Annotated in this window: 19 protein-coding genes; 9 read left to right on the top strand and 10 right to left on the bottom strand. The window is 59.3% G+C overall.

What is annotated here, in order from left to right:
• The first annotated feature begins 19 nt into the window (after positions 1 to 19).
• The 3 genes from ABRP84_RS00920 (at position 20) to ABRP84_RS00910 (ending at position 3149) form a co-directional block, all read left to right on the top strand.
• Positions 20 to 382 carry a helix-turn-helix domain-containing protein gene (locus ABRP84_RS00920; RefSeq protein WP_005281543.1) on the top strand — a complete coding sequence of 121 codons (363 nt, stop codon included), beginning with the start codon at positions 20 to 22 and terminating at the stop codon, positions 380 to 382.
• A 78-nt stretch (positions 383 to 460) separates the two neighbouring features.
• A complete protein-coding gene (locus ABRP84_RS00915) occupies positions 461 to 1651 on the top strand; it encodes a M20 family metallopeptidase (protein WP_349852338.1) in 1191 nt (396 codons plus the stop codon).
• Positions 1652 to 1721: 70 nt separating this feature from the next.
• Positions 1722 to 3149: an NAD(P)H-quinone dehydrogenase gene (locus ABRP84_RS00910; protein ID WP_349852148.1), complete on the top strand. Its 1428-nt coding sequence runs from the start codon at positions 1722 to 1724 to the stop codon at positions 3147 to 3149.
• 9 nt (positions 3150 to 3158) lie between these two features.
• On the opposite strand, the gene ABRP84_RS00905 is transcribed toward ABRP84_RS00910, so the two are convergent.
• Positions 3159 to 4472 carry a short-chain fatty acyl-CoA regulator family protein gene (locus ABRP84_RS00905; protein WP_023025387.1) on the bottom strand — a complete coding sequence of 438 codons (1314 nt, stop codon included), beginning with the start codon at positions 4470 to 4472 and terminating at the stop codon, positions 3159 to 3161.
• A 165-nt stretch (positions 4473 to 4637) separates the two neighbouring features.
• Here ABRP84_RS00905 and prpD point away from each other — a divergent pair, with 165 nt between their 5' ends.
• From prpD to ABRP84_RS00885, 4 genes are all read left to right on the top strand, one after another.
• Positions 4638 to 6149 (top strand): 2-methylcitrate dehydratase PrpD, encoded by a 1512-nt coding sequence (gene prpD, locus ABRP84_RS00900; protein ID WP_349852146.1) that lies wholly within the window; start codon positions 4638 to 4640, stop codon positions 6147 to 6149.
• A complete protein-coding gene (gene prpB / locus ABRP84_RS00895; protein WP_349852144.1) occupies positions 6149 to 7081 on the top strand; it encodes a methylisocitrate lyase in 933 nt (310 codons plus the stop codon). The genes prpD and prpB overlap by 1 nt, the downstream gene beginning before the upstream one ends.
• 13 nt (positions 7082 to 7094) lie before the next feature.
• Positions 7095 to 8255: a bifunctional 2-methylcitrate synthase/citrate synthase gene (locus tag ABRP84_RS00890; protein WP_349852143.1), complete on the top strand. Its 1161-nt coding sequence runs from the start codon at positions 7095 to 7097 to the stop codon at positions 8253 to 8255.
• A 483-nt stretch (positions 8256 to 8738) separates the two neighbouring features.
• Entirely contained in the window at positions 8739 to 12170 is a 3432-nt protein-coding gene (locus ABRP84_RS00885; RefSeq protein ID WP_349852141.1) for a pyruvate carboxylase, read from the top strand.
• 94 nt (positions 12171 to 12264) lie between these two features.
• On the opposite strand, the gene ABRP84_RS00880 is transcribed toward ABRP84_RS00885, so the two are convergent.
• Both ABRP84_RS00880 and ABRP84_RS00875 read right to left on the bottom strand, forming a co-directional pair.
• Complete coding sequence (locus ABRP84_RS00880) at positions 12265 to 13485, bottom strand: NupC/NupG family nucleoside CNT transporter (RefSeq protein WP_349852139.1); 1221 nt, start codon at positions 13483 to 13485, stop codon at positions 12265 to 12267.
• A gap of 33 nt (positions 13486 to 13518) precedes the next feature.
• Complete coding sequence (locus ABRP84_RS00875) at positions 13519 to 13959, bottom strand: cytidine deaminase (RefSeq protein WP_411702948.1); 441 nt, start codon at positions 13957 to 13959, stop codon at positions 13519 to 13521.
• A gap of 202 nt (positions 13960 to 14161) precedes the next feature.
• Between ABRP84_RS00875 and ABRP84_RS00870 the strand changes: the two genes are divergently transcribed.
• Complete coding sequence (locus ABRP84_RS00870) at positions 14162 to 15448, top strand: thymidine phosphorylase (RefSeq protein ID WP_349852135.1); 1287 nt, start codon at positions 14162 to 14164, stop codon at positions 15446 to 15448.
• Here the strand turns inward: ABRP84_RS00870 and ABRP84_RS00865 are convergent.
• From ABRP84_RS00865 to ABRP84_RS00835, 7 genes are all read right to left on the bottom strand, one after another.
• The gene (locus ABRP84_RS00865) at positions 15445 to 16569 is read right to left on the bottom strand and encodes a DUF1648 domain-containing protein (RefSeq protein ID WP_349852133.1); all 1125 of its coding nucleotides are present in this window, start codon (positions 16567 to 16569) and stop codon (positions 15445 to 15447) included. The two genes, ABRP84_RS00870 and ABRP84_RS00865, sit on opposite strands and share 4 nt — an antisense overlap.
• Entirely contained in the window at positions 16566 to 16934 is a 369-nt protein-coding gene (locus ABRP84_RS00860) for a GntR family transcriptional regulator (RefSeq protein ID WP_349852131.1), read from the bottom strand. The genes ABRP84_RS00865 and ABRP84_RS00860 overlap by 4 nt, the downstream gene beginning before the upstream one ends.
• Positions 16935 to 17019: 85 nt before the next feature.
• The gene (locus ABRP84_RS00855; protein WP_349852129.1) at positions 17020 to 17292 is read right to left on the bottom strand and encodes an ATP-binding cassette domain-containing protein; all 273 of its coding nucleotides are present in this window, start codon (positions 17290 to 17292) and stop codon (positions 17020 to 17022) included.
• A 649-nt stretch (positions 17293 to 17941) separates the two neighbouring features.
• Positions 17942 to 18427 (bottom strand): ATP-binding cassette domain-containing protein, encoded by a 486-nt coding sequence (locus tag ABRP84_RS00850; RefSeq protein WP_349852127.1) that lies wholly within the window; start codon positions 18425 to 18427, stop codon positions 17942 to 17944.
• A 252-nt stretch (positions 18428 to 18679) separates the two neighbouring features.
• Positions 18680 to 19147, bottom strand: a complete 468-nt coding sequence (locus ABRP84_RS00845; protein ID WP_023025418.1) for a hypothetical protein — start codon at positions 19145 to 19147, stop codon at positions 18680 to 18682.
• Positions 19148 to 19169: 22 nt separating this feature from the next.
• Complete coding sequence (locus tag ABRP84_RS00840; protein ID WP_349852124.1) at positions 19170 to 20930, bottom strand: ATP-binding protein; 1761 nt, start codon at positions 20928 to 20930, stop codon at positions 19170 to 19172.
• A gap of 150 nt (positions 20931 to 21080) precedes the next feature.
• Complete coding sequence (locus ABRP84_RS00835) at positions 21081 to 21944, bottom strand: sulfurtransferase (RefSeq protein ID WP_349852122.1); 864 nt, start codon at positions 21942 to 21944, stop codon at positions 21081 to 21083.
• Positions 21945 to 22219: 275 nt separating this feature from the next.
• Between ABRP84_RS00835 and ABRP84_RS00830 the strand changes: the two genes are divergently transcribed.
• Entirely contained in the window at positions 22220 to 23131 is a 912-nt protein-coding gene (locus ABRP84_RS00830) for a DUF4282 domain-containing protein (protein ID WP_349852120.1), read from the top strand.
• The last annotated feature ends 16 nt before the right edge of the window (positions 23132 to 23147 follow it).

The raw sequence follows: 23147 nt of genomic DNA, 5'->3' as shown, positions 1-23147 counted from the left end.
TCAAAAGGGGGAAAAGATCGTGAGTTTTATTCAACTAATGTGGTCGAGCTACGGCTACGGATTTTCGCAACAACTGCGCCGCGTGCGCGAGCGGCGCGGGGTATCCCAGCAAGTGCTTGCGGATATTTCGGGGGTATCGCGCAGCCAGATTTCCAATCTGGAACGCAACGAAAATGGCCTACATACCATGGCGGACCCGCAATTGTCCACGGTGTACAAGCTGGCGCTGGCTTTAGAGATCCCGCCGGCGGTCCTCTTGCCGGCCGGTGGGGACGTGGTGGAGGGCCACTTGGCGGATTCCGCCGTGCTCGGGGTAGAAGATGTGGCGCCCTTTCCGCAGGACTACATCAACCAGCGGCGCTTTAGTAATGCGCGGGGCTAACCACCCTGACTTACTGAACCGCATGGTCTAGTTGTAGACTGCTTCCAAGAGATAGTCCAGCAACAGGGAGGCGTGCGCGTGATCTCGGAGTTTATTAGCGAGTGGTTCGATGCTCACCGTGCGGAGGTCATCGCGTGGCGGCGCCATATCCACCGCAATCCGGAAACGGCGAACCAAGAGGTGGAAACCACCAATTACATCGCGAATATCCTTGCGGATTACGGGCTTGAGCCGCAGCGCTTCCCGCACACCGGCCTGATGGTGGACATCGGCCCAAACACGGAGCTTGGCCGCTTGGCCTTCCGCGCCGATATCGATGCGCTGCCCATCACGGAGGTAACAGGGCTGGAGTTTACCTCCGAGAAGCCCGGTACCATGCACGCGTGCGGCCACGACGTGCACACCACCGTGGCGCTCGGCTTGGCGTGCGCGCTGGCGGATTTTCAGCGGGTTAATCAGCTGCAGCTGGGTATTCGCGTCATCTTCCAGCCGGCGGAGGAAGTATGGGTCGGCGGAGCCACCGACGTTATTTCTTGGGGCGCGTTAGAAGGCGTGCATTCCATCTTCGCCATCCACGCCGAGCCGAAGTTGCGCGTGGGGCGCATCGGAATCCGCGCTGGGGCCATTACCTCGGCAACCGACGTAGTGGAACTCAAGATTAAGGGGCCGGGCGGGCATACTTCGCGCCCACACCTATCCGCGGACGTGGTCTATGCGCTGGGCAAGGTTATTACTGAGCTGCCGGCGCTGCTGTCGCGCCGCGTCGACCCGCGCACCGGCACGGTTTTGGTCTTTGGCCAGGTCAATTCCGGCTACGCCCCTAACGCAATCCCGGAAACCGGCATGCTGACCGGCACGATGCGCACCGCGGATATCACCATCTGGCGCCAGATGCAGGAACTCTTCGCGGAGTTAGTGGATCAGATCCTTGCGCCGGTGGGGGTAGAGTACGAATTGTCCTATAACCGCGGCGTGCCGCCGGTGCTTAACGATGACGTCGCAACCGCCATGCTCGCTTCTGCCGCACAGTCCATCGACCCGCAAGCCGTGGTCCAGGCCCCGCAGTCTTCCGGCGGCGAGGACTTTTCCTGGTATTTGGAAAAGGTGCCCGGTTCCATGGCGCGCCTTGGTTGCTGGTCCGGGGAGGGGGAACAGCACGATCTGCACATGGGCGACCTCATCGTGGATGAGCGGGCAATTGGTGTGGGCATTAAGCTTTTCGGTGCCGTTGTCGAGCAATTTATGGGGGAGAATGCGCAGGCGGACTAACGCGCTGGGGTTACCTACGGGTTAGACTCGTAGGCGACTTTAAAAGTGGAGCCTATAAAGGAGCAATTGCGTGTTGAACCAGACCAAGCGAATTGTCATCATCGGCGGTGGCCCGGCGGGCTACGAGGCAGCGCTGGCTGGCGCCAAGTACGGCGCGGAAATCACCATCATCGAAGACCAAGGCATGGGCGGCAATAGCGTGGTCCTGGACTGTGTTCCCTCCAAGTCCTTCATCGCCGGCGCCAATATTAAAACGGACTTGCGCCGCGCGGATGACATGGAGCTGAACGAGGGCATCGGCAAGGCGCAGCTTTCCATCAGCGCGCTGAACCAGCGCGTGCAGGACTTGGCGGCTAAGCAATCCGGTGATATCCGCAATACCATGGATTCCTTGGGTGCCCGCGTTATCGATGGCCGTGCGCACTTCCCGGAGGATCAGCAGGCCGATGCGTTTGGTGGGCACAAGGTCACCGCGGTCTTCAACGAGGATGGCCACGAGGAGACGCTGGATGCGGACCTCGTCTTGGTGGCTACCGGTGCCACCCCACGCATTTTGCCCGGCGCCCAGCCGGATGGCGAGCGCATCCTGACCTGGCAGCAGGTATATAACCTCACCGAGCTGCCGGAGCACCTCATTGTGGTTGGCTCCGGTGTCACCGGTGCCGAGTTTGTATCCGCCTTTGCCGAGCTGGGCGTCAAGGTCACGATGGTGGCTTCGCGCGATCGCATCTTGCCGCATGATGATGCCGATGCCGCCGACGTCCTCGAAACCGTGCTGAGCGAGCGCGGCGTGGAGCTGGAAAAGAACTGCCGCGTGGAAACCGTTAACCGCACCGAGGACGGCAACGTGGTGGTGACCACGCAGGACGGGCGCGAGATTCACGGTTCGCACGTCATCATGTCCATTGGTTCCGTCCCGAATACCAAGGATCTGAAGCTGGAAAACGTGGGCGTGGAAACCGCGAAGTCTGGGCACATCCAGGTGGATCGCGTCTCGCGCACGAATATCGCCGGCATCTACGCCGCCGGTGACTGCTCCGATCTCTTCCCGCTTGCCTCCGTGGCCGCAATGCAGGGCCGCGTGGCGATGTACCACGCGCTTGGTGAAGGCGTCTCGCCGCTGCGCCTGAAGACCGTGGCTAACGCGGTCTTTACCCGCCCGGAGATCGCCGCGGTCGGCTTTACCCAGGCCGAGATCGAGGCCGGTGAGGTCGCCGCCCGCGCCATTACCATGCCGCTGAATACCAACCCGCGTGCAAAGATGCGCTCGCTGCAGCACGGTTTTGTCAAGCTATTCTGCCGTGCTACCTCTGGCCGCGTGATTGGTGGCGTCATCGTCGCACCGACTGCCTCCGAGCTCATCCTGCCGATTGCGATGGCGGTGACCAACCAGCTCACGGTGAACCAGCTGGCCGATTCTTTCGCGGTCTACCCATCGCTTTCCGGCACCATTACCGAGGCCGCCCGCCGCTTGGTGGCCCACGATGACCTGGAGTAAACCTCGTTCCTAGAACGTGGAGTAGGCCTGCTCTGCAGTGCGGTTGAGCTCGATTTTGATCGGCCTATCTGCCTCCGGCAGGGCGCGCTGTGGACAGAATTCGCGGGGGCAGGCGGTACAGCCTGGGCCAATCGGGGTGGCGGCGGAAATGTCCAGGTTCAGGGCATCGGCATAGACGATGCGATCCGCCTGGGCGATATCGCAGCCTAGGCCTACCGCGAATTCCTTGCGCGGGGTACCCCACGACTTGGCCGTTCCCTGCACGAAACGCCCGATCCACAGGTAAGCATGGCCGTCTGGCATGGCGGCTACCTGGCGGGTAATGCGGTTCGGGGTTTCAAAGGCGCGGTGGACCACCCACAGGGGGCAGGAACCACCAGAGCGCGCGAAGTGAAAGGCGGTAGAGGACTGCCGCTTAGAAATATTGCCCGCACGGTCGGTGCGGATGAAGGAAAACGGCACGCCCTTAAGCCCTGGGCGCTGGAGCGTGGCGAGGCGCTGCGCCGTTGTTTCAAACCCGGTTCCAAAGTAGTTACACAGCAGGTCGATATCGTACCGGGTATCCTCTGCCATGGTGAGAAAGCGCTGGTAGGGCATGGTCACAGCCGCCGCGAAATACTGCGCAAGGCCCAAGGTAGCCAGATCCTGGGATTCGCCTTCGGGCAGTTCAGACACGAGGTTGTCACAGATATCGCCGTAGGCCAGCAGGCAGTATTGCAGGGCCATTTCAAAGACCAATTGTGCCTCAGATAATCCATCGCGCAGCGAAAGCTCGCGCGTGTCTGGATCGAAGCTGCGCCGAGGGCCGGGGCGGGAAAAGCGCACCGTAACCCCCAGATCCTCATGCATGCGGGAGGCGAGCCGGCCCCGGCGCAGGACGCGATCGCCCAACTGGCCGGCGAGTTCTTCTGCGAGCACATCGAGCTCGTGGATGTAGTTATGCGCGTCATAAAAGAAGTCCCGCACCACTTCAAAGGGGGAGGGGTCCGCAGCGGGCGCGCGGGAAGCAACATCAACAAACCGCGGCATCAACTCGGGAAAGCGGGAGGCGAGATCCGAAAGCGTTTCTTCAGAGGCATCAGGGAAGATATGGCGGAGCTCGGTAATCGTATGGATATCGCGGTCTTCGGCGAAGTAGCTGGGATCCACGGTAAAGCGCTGGGCTAGCTGCATTAACACGGTCACGGTAAGCGGGCGCTGGTCGTTTTCCAACTGGTTGAGGTAGCTCGTGGATAACCCGAGTTTCTTAGCCATCGCCACCTGAGTGAGTCCGCGCTGCTTGCGCAAAGCGTGAATCCGTGCCCCCGCGTAGTGCTTGGTCATGCGTCCCCGTCCTTTCTTTAAGGCCCATGCGCTGTGAAAATCACAAGTTTTGCAGATTTCACAAAAGAAGTCCGCTAATTTCCACAAACATTACCTATAGCGTGCACCACATGCAAGCATTTACTGTGATGTGCAACGCATTCTTGATAAAGGAGGACGCAACCAGTGAAAAACCATGAGGTACGCACTCATAAATCCGCCGAGGACTTCCCCTACGAGGAGCACTTGGCGTACAAGGTGGCCGAGGTGGCCGCGGACCCCATAGAGGTTCCGGAAGAAACCACCGAGATGATCATCAACCGCATCATCGACAACGCCGCCGTAGCTATGGCCTCCGTTGCCCGTGGCCCCGTCACATCCGCGCGGGTGATGGCAGAAGCCCACCCCGTGGACAAGGGCGGATCCACCATCTTCGGCATCGATGGCACGTATTCCGCGGAGTGGGCAGCACTGGCCAATGGCACTGCGGTCCGCGAGTTGGACTACCACGACACCTTCCTCGCCGCCGAGTATTCCCACCCCGGCGACAATATTCCACCGCTTCTTGCCGCTGCACAGCACAAGGGCCTGAGCGGCCGCGACCTTATCCGCGGCATCGCGACCGGCTATGAAATCCAGGTTAACCTGGTCAAAGGCATGTGCCTACACGAGCACAAGATCGACCACGTGGCGCACTTGGGGCCATCGGTAGCCGCAGGGCTTGGCACCATGTTGGGCCTGGATAGGGACACGATTTACCAGGCCGTCGGCCAGGCGCTGCACACCACCACGGCAACCCGCCAGTCCCGCAAGGGCCTGATTTCTTCGTGGAAGGCCTACGCGCCAGCCTTCGCCGGCAAGATGGCCATCGAGGCCGTCGACCGCACCATGCGCGGCGAGGGCGCCCCGGCGCCGATCTGGGAGGGTGAGGACGGGTTCATCGCCTGGATGCTGCATTCACCAGAGCGCACCTACACCGTGCCCCTGCCAGAAAACGGTGAGGCCAAGACCGCCATCCTGGATACCTACACCAAGGAACACTCCGCGGAATACCAGGCGCAGGCTCCCATCGATATGGCCTTTGCGCTGAAAAAGACGCTGGAGGACAAGGGCCTGAAGACGGCGGATATCGAGTCCATCGTGCTGCACACCTCCCACCACACCCACTACGTCATCGGTACCGGAGCGAACGATCCGCAAAAGATGGATCCATCCGCCTCCCGCGAAACGCTGGACCACTCTGTGATGTACATCTTCGCGGTCGCGCTAGAGGATGGCGTTTGGGACCACGAAACCTCCTATTCCCCTGAGCGCTCCAACCGCCCGGAGACCATCGAGCTCTGGCAGAAGATCTCCACCGTCGAGGATCCCGAGTGGACGCGCCGCTATCACTCCAACGACCTTGAGGAAAAAGCCTTCGGCGGCAAGGCCGTCATCACCTTCAAGGACGGCACCGTCATCGAGGATGAGCGCGCCGTAGCTGACGCCCACCCGCTGGGCGCCCGCCCCTTCGCCCGCGAGCAGTACATTGCCAAGTTCAAAAAGCTTGCCGATGGCGTCGTCGACGAGGCCGAGCAAGAGCGCTTCCTCACCGCCGTGCAAGACCTAGAAAACCTCACCGATTTAACCGAACTCAACGTGCGGGTCAGCGATGAGCACCTCGCCACCGCGCCCGAGAAACCGGAGGGAATCTTCTAATGGCTGGACTATTTGGTTCTACAATCACCAACGCAGAAAAGCGCGCGAATTTCCGCAAATCCATCGAATCCGGATCGATTACTACCCTGCCGGGCGCGTTTAATCCGCTTACCGCCCGCCTTATCCAGGACATCGGCGGCTTCGATGGCGTCTACGTATCCGGCGCGGTGCTGGCTAACGATTTGGGCCTACCCGATATTGGACTTACCACCTTGACGGAGGTGGCCCAGCGCGCCGGGCAGATTGCGCGCGCTACGGACTTGCCCGTGCTTGTCGATGCCGATACCGGCTTCGGCGAACCCATGTCCGCCGCCCGCACCGTCGCCGCCCTCGAGGATGCCGGGCTGGCCGGCTGCCACCTGGAAGACCAGGTCAACCCGAAGCGCTGCGGGCACCTCGACGGCAAGGAGGTGGTGGACAAGGAGGTCATGGTCCGCCGCATCAGCGCGGCCGTCAACGAGCGCCGCGATCCTAATTTCATCATCTGCGCGCGTACCGATGCCGCCGGTGTCAATGGCATCGATGACGCCATCGACCGCGCTAAGGCCTATGCCGAAGCCGGTGCGGATCTGATTTTCACCGAGGCGCTGTATTCCCCTGCGGACTTTGAAAAGTTCCGCGCCGCCGTGGATACGCCGCTGTTGGCGAATATGACGGAGTTTGGCAAAACCGAGCTGCAATCAGCAAAGACCCTCGACGGGTTGGGATACAACGCTGTGATCTGGCCGGTCTCCAGCTTCCGCGTGGCCATGGGAGCTACCGAAGAATTCCTGCGCGACTTGCAGGAAACCGGTATCCAGACCGAATGGTTAGAGCGCATGCAGCACCGCTCCCGCCTGTACGAGCTGGTCCGCTACCAAGAATACAACGAGTTCGACCAGTCCGTATTCACCTATTCCAAAGACAATTATCAACCCACTTTTGAAAGCTAAGGAGCCAGTGACCATGTCCGATAAGAAAAACGAAACCCCAGAAATCCGCAAGGGCCTTTACGGCGTCGTCGTTGATGAAACTGCCGTTTCCAAGGTTGTTCCTGAGACCAACTCCTTGACCTACCGCGGCTACCCGGTGCAAGAACTCGCCCGCTACTGTTCCTTCGAAGAGGTTGCGTACCTCTTGTGGAATGGCAAGCTGCCGGGCCAAGAATCCCTCATCCGTTTCTCCGCGCGTGAAAAGGCATTGCGTCACCTGGACCGCCATCTCATTGACCTCATCATGTCCATGCCGCAAAGCTGCCACCCCATGGACGTGCTGCGCACGGCGATTTCCTTCATTGGCGCTCAGGATGCGGAGGAATACACCAGGGACTCCGAGCACGTCCGCCGTACCGCGCTCGAACTCATGGCGAAGATCCCCACCATCATCGCGCTCGACATCCGTCGCCGCCGCGGTGAAGGCTACATTGAGCCTTCCCGCAAGAAGGGCTTTGCTGAAAACTTCCTGTGGATGGTCTTCGGCGACGAAGAAGGCTCCCCTGCGCTAAACCGCGCCGATATCGAGGCCTTTGATAAGTCCCTCATCCTTTACGCCGAGCACTCCTTCAATGCCTCCACCTTCTCGGCACGCGTGGTTACCTCTACGATGTCTGATACCTACTCCGCCATCGTCGCCGCCATTGGTGCGCTCAAGGGACCACTGCACGGTGGTGCTAACGAAGCAGTCATGAAGAACTTCCTCGAGGTAGACGATCCTGCCAAGGCAGAGGAGTGGACCAAGAACAAGCTGGCCAATAAGGACCTGGTCATGGGCTTTGGTCACCGCGTGTACAAGAACGGTGACTCCCGCGTTCCCACTATGGAGGCCGCCTTCAAGGAGCTGGCCGAGCAGCACGACCAGACCAAGTGGATCGAGATGTACGACATCATGGCCAAGACCATGGAGGAAAACACCTCGATCAAGATCAAGCCGAACCTAGACTTCCCGGCCGGCCCTGCCTACCACATCCTCGGGTTCGATATTCAGTTCTTCACCCCGATCTTCGTCATGGCCCGCATCACCGGCTGGACCGCGCACATCGTGGAACAAAACGAAAACAACTCGCTGATTCGCCCGCTGTCCGCCTACGTCGGCGAAGACCAGCGCTCCGTTCCACCGAAGTCCTTCTAAACACTCGGCTTCCCGCGCGGTTCGGGCGGTCCGTGTAACCGGGTAGTGAGCCGTCCATGCTCCCCATGCCTGCGTGGGGAGCATTTGCGCATCCTCCTACGCTATATGTGCATCCTTCTACGGTATAACTGAGCGACCCGCGCCCTCAGATGTTGCATTTTCGCCTCAGGTATTGCATAGGAGGATGCGCATGTAGCGGCTGCAGCTCCGGCCCCGACTGCGGCTGCGGATCCAGCTGCGGCTGCGGTACCGGCTGCGAAAAATTTGCCAGATGAAATTTGCAGACTTTGCAAAATTGTTAGGCCTGTTATTACTGGTTGACTGGCAGAAATTGCTTTCGCGGGGTTTAAGTTGCAGGTGAGTGTAGAAAATTCCGTTCAAAAAAGGGATGATAAAAACTATTTTTATCTCTAAACTGAGAGACGGATCACCCCAGTGGGGACATTGCAACGCAGTGTCTTCCAAGTTGAAAGGAACACCCAAGTGGCCAATTCCGCCCTTCCATCGTTCGACAAGATTTTGGTAGCCAACCGCGGTGAAATCGCCGTGCGTGCCTTCCGCGCTGCCTTTGAAACGGGGGCGAAGACCGTCGCCGTCTATCCTCGTGAAGATCGCAACTCTTTCCACCGCGCCTTTGCGGATGAAGCAGTGCGCATTGGTGACGAGGGACAGCCCGTCAAGGCGTACCTCGATATCGAGGAAATCATCCGCGCTGCCAAGAAGTCTGAAGCGGATGCGATCTATCCGGGCTACGGCTTCTTGTCCGAGCGCGCCGATTTGGCCCGTGCTTGCGAGGACAATGGCATTAAGTTCATTGGCCCCACCCCGAGCACGCTAGATCTCACCGGTGATAAATCCGCAGCCGTCAATGCCGCGAAGGAAGCGGGGTTGCCGACGCTGCAGGACTCGAAGCCGACTACGGACATCGATAAGCTGGTAGCAGACGCCGGTGACTTCAGCTTCCCGGTCTTTGTCAAGGCCGTTTCCGGTGGTGGCGGGCGCGGTATGCGCTACGTGGAATCAGAATCTGAGCTGCGCGAACGGGCGGCAGAAGCCTCGCGCGAGGCCGAGGCGGCCTTTGGTGATGGCAGTGTGTACCTCGAGACCGCGGTGATTAATCCGCAACACATTGAGGTGCAGGTGCTCGCGGATGCCCAGGGCAATGTCATTCACCTCTTTGAACGCGATTGCTCCGTGCAGCGCCGCCACCAGAAGGTCGTAGAGATCGCTCCCGCGCCGTCGCTGGATCCGGAGCTGCGCGATCGCATCTGCCAGGATGCCGTGAACTTCTGCGAGCACATTAACTATGAGGGCGCCGGCACGGTGGAATTCCTCGTGGACGAGCGCGGCAACCACGTCTTTATTGAGATGAACCCACGCGTGCAGGTGGAGCACACCGTGACCGAGGAGGTTACCGGTGTGGACATCGTCAAGGCGCAGATGAATATCGCCGCAGGTGCGTCCTTGGAAGACATCAACCTGTCGCAGGAAAATATCACCATTACCGGCTCCGCCCTGCAGTGCCGCATTACTACCGAAGACCCAAATAACGGCTTCCGCCCGGATACGGGTACGTTGACCGCGTACCGCTCGCCGGGCGGCGCTGGTGTGCGCCTGGACGGTGCGACCTCCGTGGGTGCTGAAGTATCGCCCAACTTCGACTCCCTGTTGGTGAAGATGACCTGCCGCGGCACCACTTTCGAGCAGGCCGTCCACCGTGCCCGCCGCGCGCTGAATGAGTTCCATGTGTCCGGAGTGGCGACCAATATCGGCTTCCTGCGCGCGTTGCTCAATGAGTCCGACTTCGTCAATACCCGCGTCGATACCGGATTCATTACCGAGCACCCAGATCTGCTCAAGGCCCCACCAGCTATAGATGAGTCCGGCCGTATCTTGGAGTACATCGCGGATGTCACTGTGAATAAGCCCAATGGCGATAGGCCGACCGCGCTGCGCCCCTTTGATAAGCTGCCGAAGTTTAATGCGGAAGAACCGCTCCCGCGCGGTTCCCGCGATGACCTCTTGGAGCTGGGGCCACAGAAGTACGCGGAAAAGATTCGCGCTCAAGAGCCTTTGATGGTCACGGATACGACGTTCCGCGATGCCCACCAGTCCCTGCTTGCCACCCGCGTGCGCAGCACCGCCTTGGTGTCCGCGGCGGAGGCCGTGGCGCGCCTGACCCCAGACCTCTTCTCCGTGGAGGCGTGGGGCGGTGCTACCTATGACGTGGCCATGCGCTTCCTCCACGAGGATCCTTGGGTGCGCCTGGATCTGCTGCGCGAGGCCATGCCGAATCAGAACATCCAGATGCTCCTGCGCGGGCGCAATACCGTGGGTTATACCCCGTACCCGGATTCGGTCTGCCGCGCCTTCGTGCAGGAAGCGGCCAAGTCCGGTGTGGATGTCTTCCGCATTTTCGATGCGCTTAACGATGTCTCCCAGATGCGCCCGGCCATCGATGCCGTGCTCGAGACGAATACCACCGTGGCCGAGGTGGCCATGGCGTATTCCGGTGACCTTTCTTCGCCGAAGGAAGACCTCTACACCTTGGATTACTACTTGAAGCTCGCCGAGCAGATCGTAGAATCCGGCGCGCACATCTTGGCCGTTAAGGACATGGCGGGCCTATTGCGTCCAGAGGCCGCGCACACCCTGGTGACCGCGCTGCGCAAGGAATTCGACCTGCCGGTCCACGTCCACACGCACGATACCGCCGGTGGCCAGATCGCTACCTACTTCGCGGCGGCGCGCGCCGGCGCCGATATCGTCGATGGCGCCTCGGCGCCGCTGGCCGGCACCACGTCGCAGCCTTCGCTTTCCGCGCTCATCGCTGCATTCTCCAACTCCAAGCGCGATACCGGAATTGACCTGCAAGCAGTCTCGGACTTGGAGCCGTACTGGGAGGCCGTGCGCCAGCTATACGCTCCGTTTGAAAACGGCATCCCTGGCCCGACCGGCCGCGTGTACAAGCACGAGATTCCGGGTGGTCAGCTGTCGAACCTGCGCGCGCAGGCCGTCGCATTGGGCTTGGCGGATCGCTTCGAGGTCATCGAGGATAACTACGCTGCCGTCAACGAGATGCTGGGTCGCCCCACAAAGGTCACCCCGTCCTCCAAGGTGGTGGGTGACTTGGCGCTCCACCTCGTGGGCACCGGCGTTGCTCCGGAAGACTTCGCGGCCAACCCGACGAAGTACGATATCCCGGATTCCGTGGAGCAATTCCTGCGCGGTCAGCTGGGCACCCCTCCGGGTGGCTGGCCGGAGCTGCGCGATAAGGTCCTCGATGGTCGCGCCGAAACCGGTGCGCAGATTAACGATGTCCCGGCAGAGGAGCAGCCGCACCTGGAATCGGATAACTCGGATGAGCGCCGCGCCAGCCTGAACCGCCTGCTTTTCCCCAAGCAGTTCGAGGAATTCAACGAGTTCCGCCGCAAGTATGGCAATACCGAGGCGCTGACGGATACGACCTTCTTCTACGGCCTGACCGAAGGTGAAGAGAAGGTGGTGCACTTCTTCCCAGAAGATTCCACCGATCGCTCCAACCTTAAGCAGATCGTGGTGCGCCTCGACGCCGTGGGCGAGCCGGATGAGAAGGGCATGCGCAATGTCGTGCTCAACGTCAACGGCCAAATCCGTCCGATGAAGGTGCGCGATGAAAACGCCGAGTCCACCGTGGCCACGGTGGAGAAGGCGGATCCGTCCAACGACGGTCACGTGGCGGCCCCGTTCGCCGGTGTGGTCAACCCCACGGCAGAGCCAGGCGACGAGGTCAAGGCCGGCGACCAAGTTGCGGTCATCGAGGCCATGAAGATGGAAGCCTCCATTTCCGCCACCAAGGATGGCGTGGTGGACCGCGTGGCCATTGGCCAGGCCACCAAGGTAGAAGGTGGGGATCTCATCGCTGTGATCAAATAGCGGCGCCATCTAGCGCGGACGCGTAAATCCCCTCCCGGCTTGGATGAATATCCAGCTGGGAGGGGATTTCTATGCTTTAAGTACGGCGCGCTGGTTAGAGAACCATGGGTGCAACGATGACGCCGACGATGGCGGCATTGAGCATATTGGTCAGGAAGCCACCGAAGAGTGCGCGCGGGCCAAGCTTGGCCACCTCACCGCGGCGCTCAGGGACGAGGCCGCCGATGGAACCAATCTGAATACCGATGGAGGACAGGTTGGCAAAACCGGCGAGGGCGAAGGAAGAGATCAAGATGGCCTTATCGCTGAGCTCATCGACGCTTTCACCAAAAGCGGTGTAGCCAACGAACTCGTTGAGGATGGTCTTTTGGCCGATGAAGTTACCCACCTCGAGGGCCTCGTTCCACGGCGTACCGATAAGCCAGGCCACGGGGGTGAAAATGATGCCGAAGAGGCCTTCGAGCGACCAGTTATCCTGGCCGAAGAGGGAGCCGATGCCGCCGAGGATGGAAGAGAGCATCACGATCGAGGCGATGAAGGCGATGAGCAGGCAGGCAACCGAGATGGCGATCTTACCGCCGGCCATGGCGCCGCTACTGATGGCATCGATGATGTTTTTCGATTCGGTATCGCGGACGTCTTTAACGGTGGCGTCGAGATTCGTCTCTTCGGTCTCTGGCATGAGGCCCTTGGCGACGAGCAGGGAACCCGGCGCATTCATGAGCGATGCGGCGAGCAAGTACTCCAGGGGTGCACCCAAGAGCGAATAGCCGATCAACGTGGATCCGGCCACGGAGGCAAAGCCGCCGACCATGCAGGTATAAAGCTCGGATCGGGTGAGCTTGGGCAGGTAGGGCTTAATGACCAGCGGTGCCTCGGATTGCCCGAGGAAGATCACGGTGGTGGCCCAGACCGATTCCACTTTGGAGGTACCCATGAGCCACTTGATGGCGGATCCGACGTATTCTACGAAGTACTGGATAACCCGGAGGTAGTACAGGGCAGCGATGATGGCGCCCAAGAAGATGATGACGGGCAGCACGTTGAGGGCGAAGACGAAGTCATCACCGAAGAGGCCACCGAAGACGAATTGGGTGCCCTCGTTGGTAAATTCCGTGAGCTTAGTCAGCCCATTGGCGACGCCCTTGAGGGCTTTGAATCCAGGATCCCACGCGAGGACCAAGAAACAGAAGACCACCTGTAGGACAAGGCCCACACCAATGGTGCGCCACTTGATATTTTTACGCGAGCTCGACAGGACGTAGATCACTGCAAGAATGGCAATGATGCCGAGCAATCCTTGTAAGCGTTCCATATTTTCTGACCGTTCTTTAAAGGGGCTTTTTAATTAGAGTGACTCTGGGCCAAAGGAATGGGGGAGGATCTCGGCAAAGTCATGGCTACGGGGCTTTCCATCGACGGAAACGATGACGCGCTCGCAGTTAAACTCCCGCAAGACCTGGCGGCAGGCACCGCAAGGGTAGCAAGGTGCAGACTTTAAGCCGATAATAGCGACCGCTTTAATCTGCGGAATGCTGGGCAAGTGGCCATCGGTAGCCGTCACGTCGGCGGTGGTGACCATGTGGGCGGCGGCATTGCGCTCGGCGCAAATGCCTAGTGGGGTGGAGGCGTTTTCGACATTGGAGCCGGTGACAATGCGGCCATCGGCAAGCAGCAAAGCCGCACCGACTGGGAAAGAGGAATAAGGCGCCCAGGCGTGGTGGGCTGCTTCTTCTGCGAGGCTGAGCAATTCGGCATCGGTGGGAGGCGAATCCGGGGTGGCGTTCATTGCGGTATGGACTTTCTTTCTACGGGTGAAGAGAGATTGCGTTAATTCTCTATTAGAACAAAAAGAAAAATACTTATTGACATCTGTTCTATAGGGAATAATAATTGGGCGTGGTGGAGTGTACAACCACTAAATATAGTGTGGTGAATCACATTATGTGCTTGTATGTTTCGGTCTTCAAATCATTACAGGAGGAGTCGTCATGGCAGAGAAATTCGATGCGGTAGATGTTATTCGTACCAAGCGCGACAAGGGGGTGTTTAGCCCGGAGGAAATCGACTGGGTTATCGATGCCTATACGCGTGGGGTCGTGGGCGATGAGCAGATGGCCGCACTCAACATGGCGATCTTCCTCAACGGCATGAACCGCGAGGAAATCTCGCAGTGGACCAAGGCGATGATTGCCTCCGGTGAGACGATGAGCTTTGATTCCCTGTCCAAGAAGACTGCGGACAAGCACTCCACCGGTGGCGTTGGCGATAAGATTACGCTGCCGCTCGCGCCCCTCGTTGCCGCCTTTGGCGTCGCGGTCCCGCAGCTTTCTGGTCGCGGTTTGGGCCACACAGGTGGCACCCTGGACAAGCTGGAAGCCATCCCGGGCTGGCAGGCGGATATTTCCAATGAACGATTGATGGAAATCCTGGAGGATCCCGGTTGCATAATCTGCGCGGCAGGCTCTGGCCTCGCGCCCGCGGATAAGAAGATCTATGCCCTGCGCGATATCACCTCCACCGTTGAGGCTATTCCGCTTATCGCTTCGTCCATCATGTCGAAGAAGATTGCTGAAGGTACCTCGTCGTTGGTCCTCGACGTCAAGGTGGGCTCTGGCGCCTTTATGAAGGACGAGACCTTGGCCCGCGAGCTGGCGCAGACCATGGTGGACTTGGGCAATGACGCCGGCACGGACACCACTGCACTGCTCACGGATATGTCCACCCCATTGGGCCGAAAGGTGGGCAATGCGCTCGAGGTTGAGGAATCCGTCGAGGTTCTGGCCGGCGGCGGGCCAAGCGATGTCGTCGAGCTGACCCTAGCCCTTGCGCGCGAGATGCTGGAAGCGGCCGGCGTGCACAATGCCGACGTGGAAAAGGCGCTCAAGGATGGCCGCGCCATGGATAAGTGGAAGCAAATGATTAAGGCGCAGGGAGGGGACCCAGACGCCAAGCTTCCCGTGGCTACGCATACCCACGATGTCATCGCTGAATCCGATGGCTACCTCACCGAGCTTGATGCCCTGTCCGTCGGCGTGAGCTCCTGGCGCCTAGGCGCGGGCCGCGCGCGGAAGGAAGACCCGGTACAGGCGACCGCGGGCATCGAATTGCACGCGGTCAAGGGTGAGAAGGTAACCAAGGGGCAGAAGCTTTTCACCCTGCACACGGAGACCCCAGAGCGCTTCGAGCGCTCCCTCGAGACTTTGCAGCAGGGCTTTAAGATTACGGATGCCCCGCTGGATAAGGAGCGCCAGATCATCCTGGACCGCATTAGCTAAATCAGGATGAAGGGAAGCGCAATCGACCCGATGATGATGAGCGCCATGACGGCGAGGAAGACCTTCGCCTGCCACGTGGCGTAGTTGAAGGACACTCCGACGCCTAGGCGCTTGTCCACCAGGACCGCTGGGTCATCGGGGTTGTAATACAGGATCCCCCACTTATAATGCTCATCATTATTGGGGGATTCTTTGTCTCCATTCGGAAGTTTCACCCCGCGCAGCTGATCCTCGAGCTGCGATTGGGCGCGCAGTATCATTGCCACGATGGCTATGGTGCCGCTAATGGTCATCACCACCATGGTGATAAAGGAAAAGCCAGCCAGGTCCTGATAGCTCGGTACCGGGCCGGTGACCTGTATAAACGATAGCCCGAGGGGCATGAGAAGCAGCAGGATGCCCATCGCTTCGTTGGAGGCTGCAAGGTTTGCTTGGTTCCGGAGCCGCGCCTTGATGGAGCGCTCCGAGCGTGGACGAACCGCGGTGCGTTGGATAAGCCAGCAGATGCCGGCGAAAAGCAACCACATTCCCAGCGCGATAAACGTGACGAAAAAGACGCTGCCGATGGACTTGTCGCTCCAGCTATCCGGCTCCAAAGATCCATCCCAGTGCACTGGCACGGGATCGGGGATATCGGACCAATGGGCGGCGACGATGAGTGCACCGGCGATGATGACCAGCAAGGAACCCAACATGGTCAGCCAGGGGAAAGACGGCGCCGGCACATCAATATCCTGTATGGCGTCGGCTTCTCGCCTCGCTACCTGGGCGCTGACCGCGGTTTCTACCCCGTCGAACCAGCCGCCGTCCTTCTTGGCCGCGATGATATAGCGGCGCTGGGAGAGGTAAGCCCACGTACTGCCGATAATGACCAGCAGGGAAGACAGGGCCGCCACCCACGAGTGGTTGACGTAGAACAGTGATATAACCGTCGCTGCGATGCCCACAAACCACGTCCGAGTCTTAAATCCAGAAATAGCACCGACCACAACGGGATCAGAAAGGTGGCTTTGGGGAACGCGAACGCCGAGCGGGGCGCCTGGCGCCGCAAGCGCCGGGATTGTGGTCATTATCCACGTTATGACCAGTGTGGTCGCGGCCATCAGGACGGTAAGAATCATGCGAGCTCCTTCAGCGTGGAATCGAGATAGCTGTGGAGCTCCTCGGGGGAAAACCCCTGGGCGCGGGCGAGGGTTGCCACGCGGCGCAGGTGTTGCCGAACCTGCTGTTCTTGCGCCGCGGTGTGCGCGCCGGGCCGGACGATCGATCCGGAGCGACCCGCGGTTTCGACGAGGCCATCAGCAACGAGCAAGTCATAGGCGTGCTTTACGGTGGCCGGGTTGATGCCAATATCCGCGGCGACCTGGCGCACGGGATCGAGCTTGTCGCCGTCGAAAAGCTGCCCGCGGGCGATGGCCAGCACGATTTCATCGTGAATCTGCTGGAAGACCGGCGCATCCGCGTCAGGGTTGAGCGTGATGAGCATGAGCTACCTCCTTCCAATAAGTTTTGTGTAACTAATAGTAGCACAGTCTGTATTAGTAGAGGTAATACAAAGCGGAGACTGGGGCCTAGATATGCACCTGCGAAGTGAGGCTGAGCTCTTTGCAGAAACCGTCATCGTGGCTGACCAGCAAGTATGCCCCCTCGTAGGACTCGAGGATCTGCACGAGCCACTTTATGGTGGTGATGTCCAAATTATTGGTGGGCTCATCAAGCAAGAGGAATTGAGGGCTGGGCTCGGCCAAAAGCACTCGGGCAAATTCCGCGCGGAAGCGTTCGCCGCCGGATAGCTGGCCGGTGCGGCGGTGCACCTGGTCATCGCGAAATAACAGCTGCGCCAATTGGTCGCGGATGAGTTGTGGGGAGCAGTGGGGTTGGCCTCTGTGACCATCTCTAAGATTGTGCGATCTTCCGATAAGGTGATTTTCTGCCGCAAATATCCGCACTCCACGCTGTACTCAACGGCGCCCCGCGCAACGTCATTAAGGAACGTGGTTTTCCCGCTGCCATTAGGTCCCGTAAGGCGTACATGCTCAGGGCCGGTTATATCCACGATGCTGCTGGTGAGCACCCGGGTGCCATTGGGTAGCTGCGTTTCTGGAAGGTCGGGGTGGACGTGTTCGTCCGGGCGGATCTTGTTTTGCGCAGCTTGATAGGCAGCAAATGCTTCCCTCACCGAACCCGATGCCTGAGCCGACCGCTTAGCTGCGGTATTTTGGGCGCGGTTCTTGTCATTTCCCATCGCCATTCCAGGCTTTCGGTGGTTGTGCGAGAAGGATTTGGCGCGGCGATTGTCCCTGGATATGCGCATCTGCATCGCCTCGCGCTCGCGCACTTGCTTGCGGTGTTCGGCCTTAGCCTCGCGCGTTTCTGCTTCGGCAGCGCGCTGTTCGGTTTCTATGGACTCCCGGTAGGCGTGATAATTTCCGGAAAATAACCGCAAACTTCCCGCGTAGAGTTCTGCGATGTGCTCGACATGGGAGAACAGGTCTAGGTCATGGGAGATGACAAGAATGGGCGTAGAAGAGCTGGAAATAAGCTCGGTGACCTTGGATTTTCCTGCTGCGTCCAGGTTATTGGTCGGCTCATCGAGGATGACAAAGTCTGGGTGATCAAAAACGCGGCGTTTAATGCGATGGTGACCGCTTCGCCTCCAGACAGCGTACCGATGGTGCGATCTAGCGGGTAGGGAACGCCTGCGTTATGAAGGCAGGCGTGAATCCTGTCTTCGATATCCCAGTCGTTGCCAATGGTTTTCAGCAGTTCCTCGGAGTAATTTCCCGCTTCTAGTGCGTGGAGCGCGGCAATCTTTTCCGCCGCGCCGAATACTTCGGCGATGGTTAAGGAATCACGCAAGCCAAGATCTTGGTCCACGTAGGTGACCTCTGGCGCCGTGAATGTGCCCGAGGACGGTGCGATTTGGTGGGAAAGGACCTTAGCAAGGGTCGATTTTCCGGAGCCATTATCGCCGATCATCCCAGTAGCCGAGTCAGGGATCGTTCCGGAAAGCTGGGAAAAGCAGGGTGTGCCGTCTGGCCACGACAGGCTGAGTTGGGAAAAGAAATCGGCATGAAGAGTCCACCTTTAAAGAACGAGTGTGCAAGGGACGTCGTACTAGGCGGAAATCTTCATAGCCCTCAACAGTAGCAACTGTGGTGCAGAACACAAGACCTTCGTCGAAATCTATCTCCTGCAGGTTTTGGACGCCTGCAGGAGATAGGTGCCAGATTAGAAGCGGCGGAAGAATTTACCCTGGGTGAGCTCCTCGAAGCCCGGTAGTGGCGTGGCGGACGCGATGCCGGGGGCGGTTTGCTCGGCCGCAAGGTCTGTAGCGTTGGCAACCAGCAGGTCGTGGGCGCGGGAAGCCTCGTCGCTGGTGGCGTCGGTGCCGTTCGTGGCGACGATGAGTTCTGGGATGTCCTCGGGATCGAAGGGGGTGAGCCAGGTGGCATCGTCAAGCGGGTCAGCGCCTGGATCCCCAAGGAAGGCTGGGCCCTTGGTGGCGGCGGGGTAGTAGCGCAGGAGCGCGGCCCCCACGGGCTCTATGGTTGGGTTCTCGTTGGCGGCAAGGGGCAAGGCGATGACGCCGCCATCGACGATGGGGGACCAGTCCGCGATATGGGAGGGGAAGAGGCCCGCAAGGTAGTCGCGGTCCTCTTCCTTGGCCAAGCGAACACCAAGAGAAGAATCAGTCATTCTTCCAGGTTAGCTGGCACGGTTACTTAATTTCCAGCAGCTGCGCGCCCTTGGTGGTGGACGTGCCAGCCTCGACCGCCAGGCCGGTCACGGTGCCGGATTTGTGGGCCTTGACCGGATTTTCCATCTTCATGGCCTCAAGGACCATGACGATATCGCCTTCTTCTACCTCTTGGCCCTCTTCCACATTGACCTTGATGACCGTGCCCTGCATCGGTGCGGTGACGGCATCGCCGGACACCGCGGCCTTGGAGCCTGCACCCTTGCGCTTTTTCCGCTTGCGCGCGCCGGTAATGCCAAAGGTGGCGGGCAATGCCACCTCGATGCGGCGGCCGTCGATTTCCACGGTGTGGACCTGGGAGGCCTCCGGCGAGCCGGCTTCCGCATCGGTGGAATCTTCATGCGGCGGCAGCTGGTTATCCCAGGCCTCCTCGATCCACTTGGTGTAGACATCGAAGGAACCGTTTTCCGCGGTAAAGGCGGGATCGGCAACGATGGCCCTGTCAAAGGGCAGCACGGTGGGCAGGCCTTCGACCTGGTATTCAGCCAGGGCTCGGGCGGAGCGACGCAGGGCGGTTTCGCGGTCCGGGCCCCAGACAATGAGCTTGGCCAGCATGGAGTCGAATTGCCCGCCGATGACGGAGCCCTCGACGACGCCCGAGTCCACGCGCACGCCCGGCCCAGCGGGCTCGGAGTACTTGACGATGGTCCCCGGGGCGGGCATGAAGCCGGCCGCAGCATCTTCGCCGTTGATGCGGAACTCAAAGGCATGCCCGCGCGGTGCCGGGTCCTCGCCGAGCGAAAGCTTTTCGCCCTGGGCAATCCGGAACTGCTCGCGCACGAGGTCCAGCCCGGTGGTTTCCTCCGAAACGGGGTGCTCCACCTGCAGGCGGGTATTGACCTCGAGGAAGGAAATCAGGCCATCGGCGCCGACCAAATACTCGACGGTGCCGGCACCGCAGTAGTCAGCTTCGCGGCAAATGCGTTTGGCGGACTCGTGGATGGAGGTGCGCTGTTCGTCGCTCAGGAAAGGCGCCGGAGCTTCCTCTACGAGCTTTTGGAAGCGGCGCTGCAGGGAGCAATCGCGCGTGCCGACGACCACCACATTGCCGTGCTTATCCGCCAAGACCTGGGCCTCAACGTGGCGGGCCTTATCGAGGTAGCGCTCGACAAAGCATTCGCCGCGGCCAAAGGCGGTGGTGGCCTCGCGGGTCGCGGATTCAAAAAGCTCCGGAATCTCTTCGGCGGTGTGCGCCACCTTCATGCCGCGGCCGCCGCCACCAAACGCCGCCTTGATGGCCACAGGCAAGCCGTGCTCATCCGCGAAGGCCTTGACCTCATCCGCGTTGGCCACCGGATCCTTGGTACCAGGGGCCATGGGGGCTTCGGCACGCTCGGCGATGTGGCGGGCGGTGACCTTATCGCCCAAAGCGCGGATGGATTGGGGAGGCGGGCCAATCCAGGTCAGGCCGGCATCGATAACGGCCTGAGCAAAATCTGCATTTTCGGACAAGAAACCGTAGCCGGGGTGGATGGCATCCGCGCCGGACTTTGCGGCAGCGTCCAGAATCTTGTCAAAGACAAGATAAGAATCAGCAGAGGTAGAACCACCAAGGGCAAAAGCTTCATCGGCCAGCGTGACGAAGGGTGCCTGCGCGTCCGGCTCGGCATAAACGGCGACGGAGGAGATCCCGGCATCGCGAGCAGCACGAATAACGCGTACGGCGATCTCACCTCGGTTCGCTACGAGAACCTTGGAGATCTTCTTGGTTTCTACTGCCACGGCAGTAACCTCCTGAATACACTTCGTTTACTACGGGATCTATTGTTGCACACCAAAGTATAAAGTCGTCCGTTTGGCAATGATTGTTACGTTTAAACAAAAATAAACCCACATCGCTGCGATGTGGGTAATTATTGGCCGAACGAAAATCTACTTTTCAATCGGCATATTGACCATGTTGCCCCACTCAGACCATGACCCATCGTAGACCTGTGCCTTTTTAAAGCCCAAAAGGTAAGTGAGCACGAACCAAGTGAACGCGGCCTGCGCTCCTAGGTGGGAATACAAAATGGTGTGGGTATCAGGCTCCAGCATGCCGTAGTTGACCTTCAGGTCATCAACGTTGCGGAAACAGGAGTTGGGGTAGGTTGCGCGATCCCATTCCAAGTTGATCGCACCCGGAATGTGCCCGTGGCACATGGTGGTGCCATAAGGCGAGTTTCCATTCGGGTCGAACTCCGTCGCTTCACCTGCGAATTCTTCCGGCGGGCGGGTATCAACTAGGGAACCGGTTGCCTCGCGTACGTCTGCGACAAAGGCACGCAGGAGGGAGTCGTCCCGGGTTACCTCTGGATAGTTGGATTCGAGGAATTCTGGGACCATGAAGGAGGTATCGCGCTCTTCTGACATCCACGCATCGCGTCCGCCATCGAGGAGGCGGACGTCTTTGTGGCCAAAGAGGGTAAATACCCATAGTGCGTAGGCCGCCCACCAATTGGACTTATCGCCGTACAGGACAACGGTATCGTCTTCGTGGATGCCCTTTTCCCGCATCAAGCGGGTAAATTCCTCACCGTTGATAAAGTCGCGCGTGAGCGAGCTTATTAGCTCGGTGCGGAAATTGATCCGCGTCGCCGTGGGAATGTGCCCGATATCGTACAAAAGAGAGTCTTCATCGACCTCGATAACGCGTAACCCTTTAATGCCTAGGCGCGCGGACAGCCACGGAGCGGAAACAAGCCGCTCTGGGTGCGCATATTGCTGGAATGGGGGATAGGGGTCTACGTCTGCCACTGCCCGCCTACCTTTCTAATAAACCTATTTTTTCGCTCCCACTACTTTAACTCGAATTTTCTCGATTTATCACATTGGAATAGTGAAAGTGGTTTTCCATACATAACGTGCGTGGAATGAATTGACTCGGTAGGGGCCGCGACGTTGCGAAGGGGTGAGCCGCGTCAGAGATGGATAAATTTTGGGTTGACGCTGTAACCTGCTTAGTGGCCCCGCGAATTAGTGTCGTGGGACACTTTCCTACCTACCCTGACTACAACTAAAAGGACCAGATAATGGCTGAAAACGACCGCAACTCTGACGCCCCTCAAAGCTTTACACCCCGTGATTTTTCGGAACAACCCCGTCAGAACACTGAAACTCCTGAGTCCGCCGTTCCTAAACCACAGAACGATCAGGCGCAGAAAAATGGTGGACAGGAGCCTCGTGCGCAGGAGGCCAAAGAACCTAGTACGTCTGCTGAGAATGCAGCTTCAACTCCAGGCGGCGATCAGCCTGTAGATGCTGGTTCGGATAAGTCCAGCCCCCAGGCTTCCCAATCGTCCGCAGCAGATGCAGAATCCGCATCGCAGGACCATAAATCTGCTACTGATTCGGAGCCCTCGTCCGCAAACTCGGCAGAAAACAACCGCCGGCCTGCTAATGATGCTGGGCCAGACGCCGGGTGGGGCACGGGACAACAATCACAGGAGGCATCGGCTGCAGGCGGGTACAACCCGGAGGCAGGTTCTCACCCAAATTTTGGTCAACCCCCTCAGGGCACTGAGGCCCCTCAAAGCTATGGGCGAGCAGCTGGACAGAACAAGCGTGGATTCGGTGCAGCTATGAAGGGCCTGGGGAATAAAAAAGGCCTCTTAGGTGGGCTTTGGGAATTTGAATTTAAAGATTTCATGACTCTGACCCATGTGAAGGCGATCTATGTCGACGCTATGGTGCTGGGCGGAGTTTGGTGGGCTCTCCACGTTCTAGTGGCATTTATTCTAGGGACCATCGTCGGTATAGATGGAATTTCGGAGGGCGAGTTTGGATACGTTCTCCTCAGCTTTATCGGATTCATCGTCCTCGTCCTGCTAGCTACTGTGGTTTTTTATGCTGGGATGGTGATCACAAGGCTCGCCTTGGAAGCGTTAGTGGCAAACGTGCGCACAGCGCAAAACACCGGAGACCTATTGGACAAGGAGTCTTAGGATAAAGACTGGGCAC

The organism is Corynebacterium sp. KPL2861 (genome assembly GCF_040225475.1).
In the GTDB taxonomy this organism is placed as follows: domain Bacteria; phylum Actinomycetota; class Actinomycetes; order Mycobacteriales; family Mycobacteriaceae; genus Corynebacterium.
Note: the sequence above shows the minus strand (reverse complement) of the source record. Positions and strands in the feature narration are given on the sequence as shown.

Bases quoted from the DNA above. Each gene is read 5' to 3' on its own strand.
- ABRP84_RS00870 (WP_349852135.1), top strand. From the start codon at position 14,162: ATGGCAGAGAAATTCGATGCGGTAGATGTTATTCGTACCAAGCGCGAC.
- ABRP84_RS00875 (WP_411702948.1), bottom strand. From the start codon at position 13,959: ATGAACGCCACCCCGGATTCGCCTCCCACCGATGCCGAATTGCTCAGC.
- ABRP84_RS00850 (WP_349852127.1), bottom strand. From the start codon at position 18,427: ATGATCGGCGATAATGGCTCCGGAAAATCGACCCTTGCTAAGGTCCTT.
- ABRP84_RS00860 (WP_349852131.1), bottom strand. From the start codon at position 16,934: ATGCTCATCACGCTCAACCCTGACGCGGATGCGCCGGTCTTCCAGCAG.
- ABRP84_RS00845 (WP_023025418.1), bottom strand. From the start codon at position 19,147: ATGACTGATTCTTCTCTTGGTGTTCGCTTGGCCAAGGAAGAGGACCGC.
- ABRP84_RS00865 (WP_349852133.1), bottom strand. From the start codon at position 16,569: ATGATTCTTACCGTCCTGATGGCCGCGACCACACTGGTCATAACGTGG.
- prpB (WP_349852144.1), top strand. From the start codon at position 6,149: ATGGCTGGACTATTTGGTTCTACAATCACCAACGCAGAAAAGCGCGCG.
- ABRP84_RS00830 (WP_349852120.1), top strand. From the start codon at position 22,220: ATGGCTGAAAACGACCGCAACTCTGACGCCCCTCAAAGCTTTACACCC.
- ABRP84_RS00890 (WP_349852143.1), top strand. From the start codon at position 7,095: ATGTCCGATAAGAAAAACGAAACCCCAGAAATCCGCAAGGGCCTTTAC.
- ABRP84_RS00880 (WP_349852139.1), bottom strand. From the start codon at position 13,485: ATGGAACGCTTACAAGGATTGCTCGGCATCATTGCCATTCTTGCAGTG.
- ABRP84_RS00905 (WP_023025387.1), bottom strand. From the start codon at position 4,472: ATGACCAAGCACTACGCGGGGGCACGGATTCACGCTTTGCGCAAGCAG.